This is a genomic window from Bradyrhizobium sp. GW821-FHT13H06 (assembly GCF_058803975.1).
Window position 1 is genome coordinate 421058 of sequence record NZ_JBXAPN010000003.1, and the last position, 16758, is coordinate 437815.

The 16758-nt window shown below is 67.2% G+C and carries 15 protein-coding genes and 1 tRNA gene; 10 read left to right on the plus strand and 6 right to left on the minus strand.

All coding sequences use genetic code 11. The features are described from left to right. Positions 1–165 precede the first annotated feature (165 nt). Entirely contained in the window at positions 166–1332 is a 1167-nt protein-coding gene (locus AC1RQP_RS14430) for a DNA topoisomerase IB (RefSeq protein ID WP_239628744.1), read from the plus strand. A 101-nt stretch (positions 1333–1433) separates the two neighbouring features. Here AC1RQP_RS14430 and AC1RQP_RS14435 read toward each other — a convergent pair whose 3' ends face one another. Further along, complete coding sequence (locus tag AC1RQP_RS14435) at positions 1434–1889, minus strand: SRPBCC family protein (RefSeq protein ID WP_492937452.1); 456 nt, start codon at positions 1887–1889, stop codon at positions 1434–1436. A gap of 101 nt (positions 1890–1990) precedes the next feature. Here AC1RQP_RS14435 and AC1RQP_RS14440 point away from each other — a divergent pair, with 101 nt between their 5' ends. After that, on the plus strand, positions 1991–3070 hold the full coding sequence (locus AC1RQP_RS14440) for an adenylate/guanylate cyclase domain-containing protein (RefSeq protein WP_492937453.1): 1080 nt from the start codon (positions 1991–1993) through the stop codon (positions 3068–3070). A 4-nt stretch (positions 3071–3074) separates the two neighbouring features. On the opposite strand, the gene AC1RQP_RS14445 is transcribed toward AC1RQP_RS14440, so the two are convergent. The 3 genes from AC1RQP_RS14445 to tsaD form a co-directional block, all read right to left on the minus strand. Continuing rightward, entirely contained in the window at positions 3075–3488 is a 414-nt protein-coding gene (locus AC1RQP_RS14445; RefSeq protein WP_124161954.1) for an EVE domain-containing protein, read from the minus strand. Between the two features lie 117 nt (positions 3489–3605). Further along, on the minus strand, positions 3606–4586 hold the full coding sequence (locus AC1RQP_RS14450; RefSeq protein WP_492937454.1) for an NAD(P)H-dependent glycerol-3-phosphate dehydrogenase: 981 nt from the start codon (positions 4584–4586) through the stop codon (positions 3606–3608). 2 nt (positions 4587–4588) lie between these two features. After that, a complete protein-coding gene (gene tsaD / locus AC1RQP_RS14455) occupies positions 4589–5662 on the minus strand; it encodes a tRNA (adenosine(37)-N6)-threonylcarbamoyltransferase complex transferase subunit TsaD (RefSeq protein WP_492937859.1) in 1074 nt (357 codons plus the stop codon). 151 nt (positions 5663–5813) lie between these two features. On the opposite strand from tsaD, the gene AC1RQP_RS14460 reads away from it, so the two are divergent. The 4 genes from AC1RQP_RS14460 (at position 5814) to AC1RQP_RS14475 (ending at position 9836) form a co-directional block, all read left to right on the plus strand. Beyond that, complete coding sequence (locus AC1RQP_RS14460) at positions 5814–6560, plus strand: uroporphyrinogen-III synthase (protein ID WP_492937456.1); 747 nt, start codon at positions 5814–5816, stop codon at positions 6558–6560. A 64-nt stretch (positions 6561–6624) separates the two neighbouring features. Further along, a complete protein-coding gene (locus AC1RQP_RS14465) occupies positions 6625–7863 on the plus strand; it encodes a COG4223 family protein (RefSeq protein WP_492937458.1) in 1239 nt (412 codons plus the stop codon). 36 nt (positions 7864–7899) lie between these two features. After that, the gene (locus AC1RQP_RS14470) at positions 7900–9660 is read left to right on the plus strand and encodes a heme biosynthesis protein HemY (RefSeq protein ID WP_492937460.1); all 1761 of its coding nucleotides are present in this window, start codon (positions 7900–7902) and stop codon (positions 9658–9660) included. Between the two features lie 100 nt (positions 9661–9760). Then, positions 9761–9836 (plus strand) — tRNA-Thr (locus AC1RQP_RS14475). A 189-nt stretch (positions 9837–10025) separates the two neighbouring features. Here AC1RQP_RS14475 and AC1RQP_RS14480 read toward each other — a convergent pair. Then, complete coding sequence (locus AC1RQP_RS14480; protein WP_492937461.1) at positions 10026–11081, minus strand: polysaccharide deacetylase family protein; 1056 nt, start codon at positions 11079–11081, stop codon at positions 10026–10028. Between the two features lie 253 nt (positions 11082–11334). Here AC1RQP_RS14480 and AC1RQP_RS14485 point away from each other — a divergent pair, with 253 nt between their 5' ends. After that, the gene (locus AC1RQP_RS14485; protein ID WP_492937463.1) at positions 11335–11643 is read left to right on the plus strand and encodes a hypothetical protein; all 309 of its coding nucleotides are present in this window, start codon (positions 11335–11337) and stop codon (positions 11641–11643) included. A 172-nt stretch (positions 11644–11815) separates the two neighbouring features. After that, complete coding sequence (locus AC1RQP_RS14490) at positions 11816–12028, plus strand: cysteine rich repeat-containing protein (RefSeq protein WP_492937465.1); 213 nt, start codon at positions 11816–11818, stop codon at positions 12026–12028. 90 nt (positions 12029–12118) lie between these two features. On the opposite strand, the gene AC1RQP_RS14495 is transcribed toward AC1RQP_RS14490, so the two are convergent. Next, positions 12119–13807, minus strand: a complete 1689-nt coding sequence (locus tag AC1RQP_RS14495; protein WP_492937466.1) for an MFS transporter — start codon at positions 13805–13807, stop codon at positions 12119–12121. Positions 13808–13943: 136 nt separating this feature from the next. On the opposite strand from AC1RQP_RS14495, the gene AC1RQP_RS14500 reads away from it, so the two are divergent. Then, positions 13944–15317, plus strand: a complete 1374-nt coding sequence (locus AC1RQP_RS14500) for a hydrolase (RefSeq protein WP_492937467.1) — start codon at positions 13944–13946, stop codon at positions 15315–15317. Positions 15318–15351: 34 nt separating this feature from the next. Beyond that, entirely contained in the window at positions 15352–16722 is a 1371-nt protein-coding gene (locus AC1RQP_RS14505; RefSeq protein WP_492937468.1) for a cytochrome P450, read from the plus strand. The last annotated feature ends 36 nt before the right edge of the window (positions 16723–16758 follow it).

Genomic DNA, 16758 nt, shown 5'->3' on the forward strand with positions numbered 1-16758 from the left:
CTCATGCGCGAATGGAGGTATTTAGAAACCGCCTCTCACTGATTCGGGACTCGCAATACGGTTCGGAACACCCTAAATGGCCAACCCGGGTCCAAAGAGACCCCTCGGAACAAAAATCAGAACAGCGGCATTGATCGATAACAGGCAGGGCTAAGGCGTAAGGCTATGATGGATCAGCAGAATCTCGGGACGAAGCGGCTCGCTTCAGCCGATCCTGCGGCCATTGCCCTGGCCAAAGCCCTCGGACAATGGCCCAAACCGCCCAGTTTCAGGCGCCCCAGCCCGAAAAAGACCTTCGATGCGGCGCCGGCGACGGTCGAGGCGCTCGCCAGGGAGCACGGCTTGCGGCTCGGCGACCAGAACGAGCTCACCATCCGGCGCATCAAGCGCGGCAAGGGCTACTCCTTCGTCCGTCCCAACGGCGCGCATATCCGCGACGCACGCATCATCCGCCGGCTGCACGCGATGGCGGTGCCGCCGGCCTATCGCGAGGTGCGTTACTCCGCCGATCCCAGCTCGCACCTCCAGGCGGTGGGCCGCGATGCCGCGGGCCGGCTGCAATATCGCTATCACGCCGATTGGGAGAAGGTCCGCGAGCACCGCAAGGCGCACCGGCTGGAGAAGCTCGTCGGCGCACTGCCAAAAATCCGGCGCAAGGTCTCGGCGTTCCTGTCGGGCGACGAGCCGACGCGCGAGTTCGCGCTCTCGGCCGTGATCGAGCTGATCGCGCGCACCGCGATCCGCCCCGGCAACGAATCCTATGCCCGCCTCAACGGCACCCGCGGCGCCACCACGCTGCTGAAGTCCAACGTCACGCTCGAAGACGACTGCTTCGTGTTGACCTTCAAGGCGAAGGGCGGCAAGGCGGTGCGGAAGGAGTGCGACGCCGCCAAGCTGGTGCGCGCCATCGGCATCCTGCAGGGCGTCCCCGGCAAGCGCATGTTCCAGTATCGCGATGCCTACGGCATCGTGCGCGCGGTCAACACCACCCAGGTCAATGCGTTTCTGCGCGAGATCGCCGGAATCAAGATATCGCTGAAGGATTTTCGGACGCTGATGGCGTCCGCCGTCGTCGTGGAATCGCTGTCGCGGATCACGCCGGCGACGAGCCAGCGCGGCCGCAAGAAGCAGGTGCTGGACGCCATCCGCGCCGCCGCGGACAAGCTCTCCAACACGCCGGCGATCTGCCGCAAGAGCTACGTCCACGATACCATCGTCACCGCGTTCGAGGAGGGCATCCTCGAACGCTTTGCCGCGACCATGAAGGGCCAGCGCTCGCAGGCGCGGCGCGAGCAGCTCTTGCAGCAGGTGGTCGCGACGGCGGCGGTGTAACGACACTGCCCTAGGGTGGGCAAAGCGCAGCGTGCCCACGATCTCGCTGCGAATTCCGGCATGCAATGGTGGGCACGCTGCGCTTTGCCTACCCTACAGAGCTACGACTTGGCCGAGACGCCGTTATCGGGACCGGGATCGCCGCCTGCGGCCACGATCGTCAGCCGTTCCAGATAATGCGCCCACCCTGTCGCGTGCGAAGCCGCCTGCGCTTCGCTCGGCAGGCCGCTATGGGTCATGCGCAGCAGCGTGCCGCCATCGCGTTCGATCAGGTCGATCTCGATCAGGCTCGAGCCTGGCGCCACTTCCTGGCCACCTTCCCAGCCGAACGTGTAGGCCAGACGATGCACCGGCACGACCTCGCGGAAGGCGCCGCGGGCGACGCCGCCGCGCGGACCGACGCCCTTGAGCAGATAGAGCCCGCCGGGATGCGGCTCCGTGGTCACCTCCGAGCCCATCCAGCTCAGGATCTTCTCGGGGTCGGTCAGGTAAGCGAAGACGGTAGCGCGTGGAGCTGCGATCTGGGTCTCGCGTCGCACGATGAACGGTTCAGTCATGGGCGATCATCCCTTCGCTGACACTGGGACATGGCGGCGCGCGGGCGGCCCGTCAAGGATTGCCCGTGACAAACCCGGCCCGCCTTCGCCATGATCGGGCCATGCAGCTCTCCCCGACGCTCGCCTGGCTTGTCGATGTCGCCTCGGACAGTGCCGGGGCCGACCGCCTGCTCGCGGAACTCGGCGCTCATCTCATGGCCGACGGCGTGCCGCTTGCGGCGGGTGCCCTAACGCTGGAGGTGCCGCATCCGCTGATCGCGAAGCGGACATGGCTATGGCGGGCCGACAGCGGCCAGGTGATCGAAGCGCTCGGCTTCGCGCCTGGCGGGCTCGCACCGGATCCGCCGAACGATGCCGGTCGCCGCTGGCTGCGCGACATCGCGCGTGGCGAGCTGCACGAAGACATCGTCGGACGGCAAGAGGGGCCGCTGCTCGGCTGGATCGGGCCGCGGCCGTTCACCGCAGACGAAATCGGGCAACTGCGCCAGGCCGCGCGTTTCGCCGCGACGCCGCTCGCCGTGCTCGCCGCGCGCGCCACGTTGCGGGCAACGCTGGATGCCTATCTCGGCAGGCGCAGCGCCGAGCGGGTGCTGGCGGCACCCTTGCGGCGCGATCTCGGCGAGACCATTCAGGCCGCGCTGCTCTATGCGGATTTGCGCAATTTCACGACGCTGTCGGAAACCTCGCCGCCTGGCGAGGTCATCGCCGCGCTCGACGCCTGGTTCGATCGCATCGCCGGCGCTGTTCACGCCTTCGGCGGCGAGGTGCTGAAATTCATCGGCGACGGCGTGCTCGCGATCTTTCCGGTGGTCGAGGCATCGCCGCGCCCTGCCTGCGAGGCCGCTCTGCGTGCTGTAGGCGCCGCCGAGGCCGGGATGGCCTATCTCAATGCCGAGCGCGGCGCCGAGGGTTTGCCGCCGCTGGCGTTCGGTGCTGCGCTCCATCTCGGCGAGATGCTCTGGGGCAATATCGGTGCCGCGAACCGGCTCGATTTCACCGCGATCGGTCCTGCCGTCAATCTCGCCAGCCGCCTCGAAGGATTGTGCAAGCCGTTGGGGCGGACCGTGCTGGTGTCGGGCGCGATCGCCGCCGAGACGGACATGCCGCTGGTCGCGCTCGGGTCGCATTCGCTGCGCGGCATTGCCGCGCCGTGCCAGGTGTTCGCGCTCCCGGAGACGTGAGAAACTACACCCCGCCCATCTTGCAGACGAGCTTCCACTCCTCCGCCGTCACCGGCTGCACCGACAGGCGCGAATATTTCACCAGGGCCATGTCGGCGAGCTTCTTCTCGGCCTTGACCGCGGCCATCGTCACCGGCGTCTTCAGGGGCTTGTCGGCCTTGATGTCGACGCAGACGAACTTGCCGGTCTTGTCGGTCGGGTCCGGATAGGCTTCCTTGATGATCTCCGCGATCCCGACGATCTCCTTGCCCTCGTTGGAATGATAGAAGAACGCCTTGTCGCCCTTCTTCATGTTCACGAGGTTCTGGCGCGCGGTGAAATTGCGCACGCCGGTCCAGGCCTCGCCCTTGGCGCCCTTCGCGACCTGCTGGTCCCAGGACCACACCGACGGTTCGGATTTCACGAGCCAGTAGTTCATGACAACGCGCCCTATCCATTCGTCATGGCCGGGCTTGTCCCAGCCATCCACGTCTTGTCACCAGTTCAATATCAAGACGTGGATGCCCGCGACAAGCGCGGGCATGACGAGAAGACGTCATTCCTCTGCCTTGAAGGGGCGCGTCATCAGCCCCGAGATCGCGGCATCGATCGTGCTTCGGCCGCTCAGGATCGCCGCGACCGCTTCTGATACCGGCAACTCGATGTCTTGCGAAGCTGCGAGTTCGATCAGCACAGGTGCCGTGAACTCTCCCTCGGCGAGCTTGCCGGCGGGAGGCTGCTCGCCGCGCCCGAGCGCAAGTCCGAGCGCGAAGTTGCGCGATTGCAGGCTCGAGCAGGTCAGGATCAAGTCGCCGAGGCCGGACAGGCCGGAGAGCGTCTCGCTGCGCGCGCCGAGCGCGCGGCCAAGACGCGCCAGTTCGGCAAAGCCGCGGGTCGTGAGCGCAGCCTGTGCGGAGGCGCCGAGCTTGCGCCCGACCGCGATGCCGACTGCGATCGCCAGCACGTTCTTGGCCGCACCGCCGATCTCGACGCCCCGGATGTCCGTGGAGTGATAGGGCCGGAACGTCGGCGAGCCCAGCGCCTGCACGAGCGTGCGCGCCAACGCCTCATCGTTTGCCGCCAGGGTCACCGCCGTCGGCAGGCCGCGCGCGACGTCGTCGGCAAAGCTTGGGCCCGACAGGATCGCCGGCTGCGCGTGAGGCGCGGCCTCCGCGATCACGTCGGTCATGAACTTATGGGTGCCGTGCTCGATGCCCTTGGCGCACGCGACGATCGGTACCGGCCTCGCCAGATGCGATGCCAGCATGTTGACGGCGCCGCGCAGATGCTGCGCGGGCGTTGCGATCAGCAGCATGTCGGCGCGTGCGGCGAGCGCCAGCTCGCCCGTGACGACAATCTCCGCAGCAAGCCGCACGCCGGGCAGCCGCGGATTGTCGCGGCTCGACGCAATCCGCGCGGCATGCTCCGCATTGCGAGCCCAGAGCGTGACGCTCCGCCCGGCTCGCGCTGCCACCGTGGCGAGCGCCGTACCCCAGGCGCCGGCGCCGATCACCGCGACGGATTGCAGCGCGGCCATCGCTAGAATCCCGCCCGCGTGTTGCCGTAGCCTGTGGGCGCCGTCGCGTTGGCGTCGAGCAGCCACCGCGCGCGCGGCTGCGCGTCCATCGTATCGGTCAGGCCGAGCGCGAGGCGCTCGGCGCCGGCCCAGGCGATCATCGCGCCGTTATCGGTGCAGAGCGCCGGCGGCGGCATGATCAGTTGCGTCCCGGCCTGTCTTGCAACGTCATGCAGAGCGCCGCGGATCGCTTGATTGGCGGCGACACCGCCGGCGGCTACGAGCGCGCGCGGCGCGCCGAACTGCTCGCGAAAAAGTCTCAAGCCGACGCTCAGCCGGTCGGCGGTCGAGTCGAGCACAGCGGCCTGAAAGCTCGCGCAGAGATCGCTGATGTCCTGCGGTGTGAGCTCAGCCAGCCGGCCCGCTTCGGTGCGCACCGCCGTCTTCAATCCCGACAGCGAGAAATTGGCATCGGGACGTCCCTGCATCGGCCGCGGAAACGCAAAGCGGGTGGCATCGCCGCCCGCCGCCGCGCGCTCGACCTGCGGTCCGCCCGGATAAGGCAGTCCCAGCATCTTCGCGACCTTGTCGAAGGCCTCGCCGATCGCGTCGTCGACCGTGGTGCCGAGCCGTACATATTGGCCGACGCCGGTGACTGCGACGATCTGGGTGTGGCCGCCGGAGGCGAGGAACAGGCAATAGGGAAATTCGATTCCGTCGGTGAGGCGCGGCGTCAGCGCATGCGCTTCGAGATGGTTCACCGCGACCAGCGGCGTATCGTGCACCATCGCGATCGCCTTCGCGGTGGTCAGCCCGACGATGACCCCGCCGATCAGGCCCGGCCCCGCGGCGGCCGCGACGCCATTGAGCTGGGCAAAGCCGATGCCGGCCTCGCGCATGGCGCGGTCGATGATGCCGTCGAGCAGATCGACATGCGCGCGCGCGGCGATCTCTGGCACCACGCCGCCGAAGCGGGCATGTTCCTCGATCTGCGACCGCACGATGTTGGACAGGATCCTGCCGCTGCCGTCAGGCGCGCGCTCGATCACGGCCGCGGCGGTCTCGTCGCAGGTGGTTTCTATGCCCAGCACCAGCATTGGCGAATTGTTATCCAATTTGCGCCCTTGCGCTCATCCATAAACCAGCGTTCTGGTACGTCCGGTAGCATTCCGGGGTCGGCTTGCGCAATCGTCACGCGCAACCGTCTAGGTCAATGCGCCACCGCCACGTGGTTCGGGAACACCAGCGATGTCCATTCTTGTCACACGGCCGCATCCCGACAATGAGGCGACGGCGGAAAGTCTGCGCGCGCGGGGGCATGCGGTGCTGCTCGCGCCGGTGCTCAAGTTCGAGCCGGTCGCCGTCCATGACGAGAGTGAAGGTCCCTACGGCGCCGTTCTCGTCACATCGGCCAACGCGATCCGCGCCGTCGCGCCGCAATTGCCGGAGCTCGGGCTCCTGAAGCTGCCTTTGTTCGCGGTCGGCGAGCATACGGCTGCTGCGGCGCGCGAGGCCGGTTTCGCCGAGGTGATCGTCGCCGGCGGCGATGCTGCTTCCTTGCGCGACAAGGTGATGCAAAGCGCGCGCGACAAGGTGCTGAAGAAAAAGAGCGCGCTGCTGTATCTCGCCGGCGCCGATCTGTCGCGCGACCTCGGCGGCGAACTCGGTGCGGAGGGCTTTCGCGTCGTCACGCGGACCGCCTATCGCATGGCGCCGGTCAAGCATCTGCCGCGCGAGGTTTGCGAGGGTTTTGCCGCGCACGGGGTCGAGGCGGTGCTGCACTACTCCCGGCGCAGCGCACGCGCGTTCCTGGATGCGGCGCGGGACGAAGGCGTCGAAATCTCGGCGCTGGCCATACCGCATTGCTGCCTGTCCGAGACGGTTGCGAGCGTGCTGCGCGACGCCGGCGCGTCACGGGTTCTGGTGGCCGCAACGCCGGACGAAAGTGCCCTATTCGACACCTTGGAGCGTGCGTTGCGCACCCGTTTGGCGTAAGAGGTCAGGCCGAATCCGACGCAATCTAGTTCACCCGGGTATGGAAGTGTGAGGAACCGTCACGATGGCCGACGACAAGCCTGAAGACGCTGGATTGGCGCCCGAGACGGGTCGTACCAAGCGCACCCCGCCCACCATCGATCTTGAGGCGACGGAAGTCTCGACCCAGCCGCAGCAGGTCGCGGATGAGCCCGAGGCGTCCGAGCATGTCGCGCAGGAGCAGGCCAGGTCCGAAGAACCCGGATCCGAGGAGGTCAAGGCCGAGCCTCGGTCCGAGCCTGCAGAGGAGCAGGTTTCCGTCGCGGCCGCACCCGTGTCGGCGCCGATTTCGCCCTGGGTCATCGCGCCGTTCTCCGGCGCTGTCGCGGCTGCGGTCGTGATCGCGGTGGGCTGGATGCTGGGCTGGCCCGCGGTGCAGGCGCCGCCGGCCGCGCCTGAGGTAACCCGTGCGACAATCGATGCACTGAGCGCACGCGTTGCTGCGGTCGAAGCCAAGGCCGGCAGGCCCGCAGCCGATCCGGCCATGGCGGCGCGGATCGACGCGCTGGAGAAATCCGCAAGCAGCCTGCGCAGCGACATGGCCAATCTGCGTGCGCAGTCCGACAAGACTGCGAGCGCTTTGAACGACGCGAAGGTTGCCTCGCCCGCTGCAGCGCCTGATCTTGCCGCTATCATCGACCGCATCGCCCAGCTCGAGCGCGCCGGCAAGACGGAGCGCGCCGAGCTTGCGCGGCAGGGCGAGAAGATCGCCGAGGCCAGGACGATGGACGACAAGCCGCTCCGCCATGTGGTAGCGGCGTCCCTCCTCGACGTCGCCGTTCGCCACGGCGATCCCTATCAATCGCAATTGGCGGCGGCGCGGTCATTTGCGGCCAAGCCCGACATGCTGAAGCCGCTCGACGCGTTTGCGTCGTCCGGCATCCCGACGCCGGCCGCGCTGAGCCGCGAGCTCCTCAACATCGTGCCGAAGCTGTCGCCGCCTCCGGAAGCTCCGTCGAGCGACGCCGGCATCGTCGAGCGTCTCCAGGCCGGCGCGTCAAAGCTCGTCCGCATCGAGCGTACCGACGGGGTCGGCAACGATCGCGGTGCCATCGTTGCGCGCGTGACCGCGGCGGCGCTTCGCAACGATTTCGTGGAAGCGCGGCGCGAGCTGAAGACTCTGCCCGAGGCCGATCGTGCCCCGGCGCAGGCCTGGCTCGACAAGACCGATGCCCGCGAAGCCGCGCTCGCCGCGTCCCGCAAGTTCGCCGACGATGCCATGGCGGATCTCGCCAAATCTGATCCGGTCAAGCCTCTTCAGTAAAAGTTCGCGCAACAATCGGCGCGTATAGGGATCGCCATGCTTCGCATCGTCCTCTTTCTTGTCCTGATCGCACTGGCGGCGGCCGGCGCGGCCTGGGTTGCCGATCAGCCCGGCGATCTCGTGCTGACCGCGGCTGGTTTCCGCATCTCGACGACGCTTCCCAGGTTCGTTCTCTTGCTTGGCCTGTTTGCCGTGGCCGTCGTGCTGGTCTGGAGCATCCTGACCACGATCTGGCGCACGCCGGGGCGTCTGCGCCGCCGTCGCCACGAAAAGCGCCAGGCCCGCGGCCGCCACGCCATCACCCACGGCCTGCTCGCGATCGGTCATGGCGATTCCGCGCTGGCCCGCCGTCACGCCGACGCGGCGCGGCGGCATGCGCCGAACGATCCGCTCGCTCTGCTGCTGCACGCGCAGTCGGCCCAGCTCGAAGGCAATCGCGACGAGGCGCAGCGCGTCTTCCGCGTCATGGCCGAGCGCGAGGACACGCGGCTGCTCGGCCTGCGCGGCCTGTTCATCGAGGCGCAGCGCGCCGACGATGCGGTCGGCGCGGTGCTGATCGCGGAGGAAGCGATCAAGCTGTCGCCGTCCTCGACCTGGGCCTCGCATGCGGTGCTCGGCTTCCGTTGCGCGCGCGGCGACTGGCGCGGGGCACTCGCGATCCTCGACTCGAATCTGCGCGCGGGGCAGATCGACAGGCATACCTATCGCCGGCAGCGCGGCGTCCTACTCACCGCGCGCGCGCTGGAATTGCAAACGATGGACCGCGACGTCGCGCGCGAGAGCGCGATGGAGGCGGTCAAGCTCGCACCGACCCTGGTGCCGGCGGCGGTGCTCGCGGCAAAATTCGAGAGCGAGGCGCATCAGGTGCGCCGCGCCATGAAGCTGGTGGAAGCCGCCTGGCTCGCCAATCCGCATCCCGATCTCGCGGACGCCTATGCGCATGTGAAGCTCGGCGATACCGCATGGCACCGCCTACAGCGGGTGGAGACCCTCGCCGCCAAGACGCCCGCCGACAAGCCCGGTCATGTCGAAGGGCAGCTCGCGATCGCGCGCGCTGCGATCGACGCCTCGGAGTTCGCCCGCGCGCGCGAGGCGCTCGCGCCTTATCTCAAGGATCCGACCCAGCGCGTCGCGCTGCTGATGGCCGAGCTCGAGCGCACCGAGCATGGTGACGGCGGCCGCGCCCGCGCCTGGACCTTGCGCGCGGTGCGCGCCCGCCTCGATCCCGCCTGGACCGCGGACGGCTATGTCAGCGACCGCTGGCGTCCGGTCTCCCCGGTCACCGGCCGCCTCGATGCGTTCCAGTGGCAGACGCCGGTCGCGAGCCTGCCCTCGGACAAGGGCCCCACGCTCGAATCCTCGGCCTTCGAGGAAGCCATGCTGGCCGCTCCGCCGCCGAAGCGGGTGGCCGCCGCTCCCAGCGAAGCTCCGGTGGAACCGCCGGTGACGGCCCCGGTGTCAGCGCCGGCCGCCCAGGACAATTCGCCGCCTCAGGCCCAGGAGGTTGCCGGGGAATCCGCGAAGGAGGAGCCGGTGGTCACGCCCTCCGAGCCCGCGAATCCGGCTCCGGCGCCCGCCGAATCATCGCCGCTGGCGGCGACGCCGGTGTTCCGAACCCGGGCCGACCTCGGCAAGCCGACATCGGCGCCGGTCGAGGCCGTCATCCCGATCGTCCGTGCGCCGGATGATCCCGGAATCGACGACGACGGCCCCAGCGATGAATTTACGGAACAAATCGGCACGCCGAAGGCCCAGGCCGGCGGCTGGCGCGGATTCTGGTCCCGCTGGGGCGCGTGAAGCGCATTTCAGACCCGGCTTGTCCTTGCCAATTCGGGCCATGCCCGATATCAGGATCGCACGTATCGGGACCGGCATCGCCGAGGTCCCGGCAGGGTTCGCCGCAATAGCTCAGTCGGTAGAGCACGTCATTCGTAATGACGGGGTCGGGGGTTCGAATCCCTCTTGCGGCACCAGCCTTTTCGTTGTCCAGCCGGAGACATCGGTCACATGTCGTACCTAAGACATGGGTGGCAACCTCGTGCCGGTTCATCCGAGCCCGCAATCCCGTCGTTTCGACCAGCGCATCCAGGTCCAAGAACGTGTATGGCCGGGACAAGCCCGGCCATGTCGCTGGTTGAACCTATCTGAACGGATGGCAGTGCCTACTGCGAGACCGTCTGCACCACGCTTCCGATCGGACGCGTATTCGTGCCGGCGGTCGGCACCTTCATGTCCTTCATCAGCGCCTCGTCATATTCGGGCAGCGTCTGCAGCGTCGCCTTGGCCTTCATCTGCACGACCTTGTAGCCGCCGGCCTTGAGCCGCGCGAGCAGCGCCGGCATGGCTTCGCCGGTGTGCTTCTGGAAATCGTGCATCAGGATGATGCCCTTGCCGAGCTTGTCGAGCCTGGTCATCACGGTCTCGACGATCTTCTCAGGCGTCGCACCTTTCCTGAAGTCGAAGGAGTCGATGTCGGTCGAGAACATCGCGACGTTGCGGGTCCCGAAATAGGTCACCATCGCGGGATTGTGCTGGAGCTGCGGGAAGCGGAAGAACGGCGCCGGGTTGGTGCCGAGCGCGAATCTCACCGCGCTGAAGCCCTTCTCGACCTCGTCCTTGACCTGCTGCTCGGTCATCTTCTTGCTGTTGAGGTTGACGTGCGACCAGGTGTGCGTGCCGACCGTGTGGCCCTGGGCCAGCACCTGTTTCAGGATTTCCGGATGATAGGTCGCGTGCTTGCCGACCGAGAAGAACAGGCCCTTGGTGCATTCGTCGGCGAGCGCCTTCAGCACCGCGGGCGTGTTGACCGGCCACGGACCGTCGTCGAAGGTCAGCACGACCTCCTTGTCGGTGAGGAAGTCGAACTGCTTGAAGTGCTCGAAGCCGAAGCCGGGACCGCCCGTGGTGTCGATCTCGACGACGCGGGACACACCCAGCGCGTTCGGATTGGCGCAGGCCTGTCTCGGCTGCATCGGCATGACTGGGGCGGGCGCGGCTGCCGGAGCGGCTGCCGTGGACTTGGCCGCGATCGTCGCGGTGGTCTCGACGTCATCCTTGGCGGAGAGCTTCGCCTGTGCCGGCAGTTGATCGGCGGCACGAGCGGCAACTGTCTTGGGAGCGCCCTGGTCGGCGCGCGCGGAATAATAGAACCAACCGCCGGCGGCGATCACGACCGCCGCAACTACACTGGCCAGCATAAGGCCCAACGCATTACGCATCGCTACTCTTTCCAATTACGCAACCAAACCAGCGGAATTTTCCGCGCGACCAGCCATTAATGCGAAGTAAGAGTTAACGTGACACCAACACGACGGCGGCTGTGGAGGAATTTCAACGGGGTGCGCCAAAGTGACCGGGATCACAGATGATGGGTCTCCCGTGAGCGTCATCACAGTGGAAACGGTTTTGCCGGAGCATCGTGGCTCCCATCAACAACCGGCCCGCTTAGCGCGGAGCCAATGGGAGCTTCAAATGACCAGGTCTCTGAACACCAAGTCGTTTACCAGCAAGATCCGCGACACCAGCCTGGCTCTGGGCTTTGCCGCCATCGTCTCGATCGCTTCGACGAGCTCGAGCTTCGCGTTCTCGGCCGAGGCGCAGCAGATGTGCACCGGCGATGCCTTCCGCCTGTGCTCGGCGGAGATCCCCAACATCCCGAAGATCACGGCGTGCATGATCAAGCATCGCTCGGACCTGAGCGCCGGCTGCCGCGCGGTGATGGACAAGAACCTCGCCAAGGGCGCCTCGCGCAAGGTCGCTGACGCCCAGGACAAGCAGTAAGAACGCGCAACCGAGATCGTTGCGTCGGTCAGCTCCCCTCGCGATGTGCCCCGGCGTCAAGCCGAAGCCCCCCGCGGCGGCGCTCGTCCCGCCCGGCCACAAAGCCGTTGCAGCCCCGGGATCGTCGCACTAGCTTCGCCCGCACATCTTTCCGGGTAAGAGGCATTACGCGATGACCAGATTTCTTTTCATCATCCCTTTGCTCATGTTCGCATCGGCCGCGTCGGCGCAGCAGCTGGGCCAGGACGCTTGCGCGCGTGACGTCACGCGCTTCTGCCGCGCCGTCATGAACAATGGCGATGGCGCCGTGCTCGCTTGCTTGAAGCAGCACCGCACCCGCCTCAGCAAGGCCTGCGACAAGGTGCTGACGGATCACGGGCAGTGATGATTCCCGTAGCCCGGACGAGCACAGCGATATCCGGGACGCTTGGCCCCGCCTGTCGCTTCGCTCATACGGGCTACGGTCTGAAAGAGGCTACGTGCTGCTGCCTGCAGCGGTCGCAACCACCGGCAGCACCTCGCCATCGGCGCGGTCCGGCGTCTCGTCCTTCCACCGCACCGAGCCGAACGGGCGCTCGAGCATGCGGCGGATCCGCACCGGCTCGGGGCCGATGTGGAAGTCGATCGCCTGCTGATGCAGCGCGCGTTCGGACTGGGTCGAGCGGTTGCGCTGGCGCAGGTAATCGAACCAGGTCGGGCAGTGATAGCGCTCGGTCCATAGTTCGGGATCGGCAATGTCGCGCGCGATCGACCAGCCATAGGCGCCGTTGCGCTGGCGCGAGAGCTGCACGTCCTGCATCACGTTGTGGAACGCGCGCGCGTTCTCCTGGGCGACCCGGTATTCGATCTCGACCACCAGCGGTCCGCTGCGTCCGGTCAGCGACAGCTTGACCTCGGGATCGGCCAGCACGTCCGCATCCTCGTTGCGCGCGCCGACGCGTGGCATCGTGAGCCAGATGCCGAGCAACGGCGAGATCAGCATCAGGCCTGCCGCCGTCAGCAATGCGATCTCGACGCCGGCATAGTCCGTCAGACGGCCCCAGCCCCAGGCGCCGATCGCGATGCCGCCGGAGATCGAGGCCTGGAACGCCGCGAGCGAGCGGCCCGCGACCCAGCGCGGTGCCGACAGCTGCACGCCGATGTTGAACAGCGCGATCGCAGCCATCCAGACCGCGCCGGCCAGCACCAGCGCCGTCGCCGTCAGCACCGGCTCGCTGCTCACCGCAAGGGCGGCCATCGCGAACGCCATCGAGATGGTGCAGGCGCGGATCGCGGCCTCGCCGCTCATGCGCTTGCGCAATTCGTGGATGTTGAGTGCGCCGATCACCGCGCCCATGCCGAAGGCGCCGAGCATGATGCCGTAGGTCTGCGCGCCGCCATGCAGGAGGTCGCGCGCGACCAGCGGCATCAGGGCCATCACGGCGCCGCCGATCAGGCCCATCACCAGCGTGCGCAACAGCACGATCTTGATCGGCGGCGAATTGGTGATGTAGCGCACGCCCGAGACCATGGCGCGGTTGAGCTTTTCCCGCGGCAGGCGCGAGGGCTCGGTTCTGCGGCGCCAGAGCAGCAGCACGACCAGCAGCGGCAGATAGAGGATCGCATTGCAGGCGAACGCGGCCACGGCGCCGAGCGCAGCGACGATGACGCCGCCGACCGCAGGACCGAAGCTGCGCGCGATGTTGTAGCTGATGCCGTTGAGCGCCACCGCGGACGCCAATGCCTCAGGCGGCACCTGTTCGCTGACCGAGGACTGCCAGGCCGGGCCGAACAGCGCATTGCCGCTGCCGACGACGAAGCAGAAGACGAGCAGCAATTCGGGGGTGATCAGGTTGAGGCCGGCCAGAACGGTGAGCGCGCTCGCGCCGATCAGCGCGATCGACAGCGAGACCAGGGTGACGATGCGGCGGTCATACATGTCGGCGATGGCGCCGGCGGGCATCGAGATCAACATGATCGGCAGCATCAGTGCGGTCTGCACCAGTGCCACCTTGTCGGCCGAGGCGGCCATCTGCGTCATCGCCCAGGCTGCGCCTACGCCCTGGATCAGGAGGCCGAGATTGGAGAGCAGGCTGGCGAGCCAGATGCGCCGGAACAATGTGTACCGCAGCGGGGCGGTGATGCCGTCGCCGGCAAATGTCTGGCGTTTCGTCTGCTCGGTCATATCCCCTTCCATATCGGGTGTCAGAACTAGCTTCAGCGATTCCGATCGGATCACTGATGCCTGCGAAAGTCCTTCGCTGTCCAGTGGTTAGGCAGGTATAAGCGGTGCAAAGGCATGGTTTTGCCGGGAGGAACAGATGAGGCTGTCGCGACGGACGATCCTGCTGGGAGCCGGCAGCCTGCCTTTCGCGGTTGCGAGCATGCGGGCCGGCGCGATCGCCCAAACCGCACCGGGCGTCCCGCCGAGCACCGAGGTGCCGCCGATCCTGTTCGTCCACGGCAATGGCGATTACGACGCGCTCTGGATGACGACCTTGTGGCGGATGGAATCAAACGGCATCGCCCGCGAGCGCATGATGGCGATCAATTTCACCGATCCCCTGGCGCGCAGCGATGACAAGGTCGAGCAGGCGAACCGCTCCTCGACCGAGGACCAGCGCCGCGAGCTCGCCGCTGCCATCACTGAATTGAAGCGCCGGACCGGTGCGGCGCGGGTGGCCCTGGTCGGCAGCTCGCGCGGCGGCTATGCGATCCGCAACGTCATCGGGAACGGCGGCGCTGGCGATGTCAGCCACGCCGTCCTGTGCGGCACGCCCAACCACGGCGTGTTCGCGACCGATGACCAGCCGAACAACGAATTCAACGGCCGCGGCGTATTCCTGCGCGGCCTGAACGAGGGCGAGAGCGAGGTGACGTCGGGTGTTGCCTTCCTGACGCTGCGCAGCGACGGCATGGACAAATATGCGCAAGCTGACGGCCGCTTCATCGGCAAGCCTGGCACGCCGACCGGTGTGACCGCCGAGGGGCCCGAACTGAAGGGCGCCACCAACCTCGCGCTCGGCGCGCTCGATCATCGCGAGGTGGCGTTTCACCCTCGCGCCTTCCGCGAGATCTACAAGTTCATCGCCGGCCGGGAGCCCGCCCGCATCGCGATCGCGCCGGAGACCGGCGTGAAGCTGAGCGGGCTTGTCACGGGAATGCCAGGCGGTGTGCCGACCAATCGTCCGGTCGCGGGTGCAACCGTCGATGTCTTCCGTGTCGATTCCAATACCGGGGAGCGCAAGGGTGGTGCGCTGCACAGTGCAAAGACCGCTGCCGACGGCCGCTGGGGGCCGGCGCAGGTCGATCCGGCCTGGTCGCTCGAATTCGTCCTGACCTCGCCGGATGCGCCGACGACGCACATCTACCGCTCTCCGTTCCCGCGCTCGTCAGACGTCGTGCACCTGCGGCCTGCGCGACCGCTCGGACCGGCAGACAAGGACGCAGGGGCGGTCGTGATCATGTCGCGGCCGCGCGGCTATTTCGGCCTGCCGCGGGACGTGGTTCTGTTCGATGGCAAGGAGCCGGCCGACGTCAAGCAGGGCGTGCCCACGGATGCGGCAGCAACCCTGCGGCTTCCGGCCAGCGAGATCTGGCGTAACATCGTGGCCCAATTCGGCGAAGAACGGATCGTGGCGCGCGCCTGGCCTGCCGCCGAGAACAGGATTGCGATCGCCGAGCTGACTTACTAGCTGTTTAGCTGCGTCACATCTGCGGGAGAGAGCCATGAACTTCGCCAGCGTGCGTCGGCCCATCATCCCTCCGGCTCCTGCGCGTGCGCCCGACGACATGTCGTTCTTCGGCCGTCTCGCGGTGGTCCGGCAGAACATGATCGCGACCTGGGGGCAGCGCGCCTATGAGGAAGAGGTCATCCTGGGTCGCTTCTTTTTCCGCAACAGTTTCATCCTGAACCAGCCGGACGCGATCCGGCACGTTCTGCTCAGCAATTACGAGAACTATACGCGCACGCCGGCCGGCATCCGCATGCTGCGCCCGGTGCTCGGCGACGGCCTTCTGATCGCGGAAGGTCATTCCTGGACCTTTCAACGCCGCACCCTCGCGCCGGCCTTCACGCCGCGCGCCACCGCAAATCTCGTTCCCCATATGACGGCGGTGCTCGACGAGACGATCGCGAAGCTCGATCCGCAAACGGGCGAGCCGGCCGATCTGCGCGAGATCATGCAGCGCATGACGCTCGAGATCGCCGGGCGCACCATGTTTTCGTTCGGCATGGATCGGCATGGTACGACCTTGCGCAACTTCATCATGGAATACGCCGCGCGGTTGGGGCGCCCGTATCTCCTCGATATGGTGCTGCCGGTATCCTGGCCGAGCCCGATGGATTTCGCCCGCGCGCGCTTCCGCAGGCGCTGGACCGAATTCGTCGCGATGCTGATCGCGGAACGGCGTGCGGCCGGCAAGAAGGACGGTGCGCCGCCGCGCGACCTGTTCGATCTCATGGACGAGGCGCGTGATCCTGAAACCGGCAAGGGCTTCTCGGACGAGCAGCTCGTGGACGAGGTCGCGACCATGATCCTGGCCGGTCACGAGACCACGGCGACGGCGCTGTTCTGGGCGCTCTATCTGCTCGCGCTCGATCCCGATACGCAGGAGGAGGTGGCGTCCGAGACCCGCGGAGAGCATCTCGACAGCATGGCCGATATCGATCGCCAGAAATTCACCCGCGCCGTGATCGACGAGACCATGCGGCTCTATCCGCCGGCCTTCCTGGTCGCGCGGGCCGCGCGCGAGAAGGACAACGCGGCCGGTGTCGGGATCGGCAAGGGCGACATCATCATGATTGCGCCCTGGCTGCTGCACCGGCACGAGAAGCTGTGGGATCAGCCGAACGCGTTCGTTCCAAAGCGCTTCATGTCGAAGGAGGCGCCTGACCGTTTTGCCTACCTGCCGTTCGGCGCAGGTCCGCGCGTCTGCATCGGCGCGCCGTTTGCCCAGGCCGAATCCGTGCTGGCCCTGGCCCGGCTGATCGGCGCATTCCGTGTCGAGCTTGCCGACCCGGCGAATCCCGTGATCCCGCTCGGCGTCGTCACCACCCAGCCGGACCACTCACCCATGTTCCGCATCACGCGTCGGTGACAGGCGCTCGTCTGGCCGATGGCGTGATCCACCCTA

Excerpts from the sequence above, each read along its gene's own strand:
- AC1RQP_RS14430 (WP_239628744.1), top strand. The coding sequence starts at position 166 with ATGATGGATCAGCAGAATCTCGGGACGAAGCGGCTCGCTTCAGCCGAT.
- AC1RQP_RS14435 (WP_492937452.1), bottom strand. The coding sequence starts at position 1,889 with ATGACTGAACCGTTCATCGTGCGACGCGAGACCCAGATCGCAGCTCCA.
- AC1RQP_RS14440 (WP_492937453.1), top strand. The coding sequence starts at position 1,991 with ATGCAGCTCTCCCCGACGCTCGCCTGGCTTGTCGATGTCGCCTCGGAC.
- AC1RQP_RS14445 (WP_124161954.1), bottom strand. The coding sequence starts at position 3,488 with ATGAACTACTGGCTCGTGAAATCCGAACCGTCGGTGTGGTCCTGGGAC.
- AC1RQP_RS14450 (WP_492937454.1), bottom strand. The coding sequence starts at position 4,586 with ATGGCCGCGCTGCAATCCGTCGCGGTGATCGGCGCCGGCGCCTGGGGT.
- tsaD (WP_492937859.1), bottom strand. The coding sequence starts at position 5,662 with ATGCTGGTGCTGGGCATAGAAACCACCTGCGACGAGACCGCCGCGGCC.
- AC1RQP_RS14460 (WP_492937456.1), top strand. The coding sequence starts at position 5,814 with ATGTCCATTCTTGTCACACGGCCGCATCCCGACAATGAGGCGACGGCG.
- AC1RQP_RS14465 (WP_492937458.1), top strand. The coding sequence starts at position 6,625 with ATGGCCGACGACAAGCCTGAAGACGCTGGATTGGCGCCCGAGACGGGT.
- AC1RQP_RS14470 (WP_492937460.1), top strand. The coding sequence starts at position 7,900 with ATGCTTCGCATCGTCCTCTTTCTTGTCCTGATCGCACTGGCGGCGGCC.
- AC1RQP_RS14480 (WP_492937461.1), bottom strand. The coding sequence starts at position 11,081 with ATGCGTAATGCGTTGGGCCTTATGCTGGCCAGTGTAGTTGCGGCGGTC.
- AC1RQP_RS14485 (WP_492937463.1), top strand. The coding sequence starts at position 11,335 with ATGACCAGGTCTCTGAACACCAAGTCGTTTACCAGCAAGATCCGCGAC.
- AC1RQP_RS14490 (WP_492937465.1), top strand. The coding sequence starts at position 11,816 with ATGACCAGATTTCTTTTCATCATCCCTTTGCTCATGTTCGCATCGGCC.
- AC1RQP_RS14495 (WP_492937466.1), bottom strand. The coding sequence starts at position 13,807 with ATGACCGAGCAGACGAAACGCCAGACATTTGCCGGCGACGGCATCACC.
- AC1RQP_RS14500 (WP_492937467.1), top strand. The coding sequence starts at position 13,944 with ATGAGGCTGTCGCGACGGACGATCCTGCTGGGAGCCGGCAGCCTGCCT.
- AC1RQP_RS14505 (WP_492937468.1), top strand. The coding sequence starts at position 15,352 with ATGAACTTCGCCAGCGTGCGTCGGCCCATCATCCCTCCGGCTCCTGCG.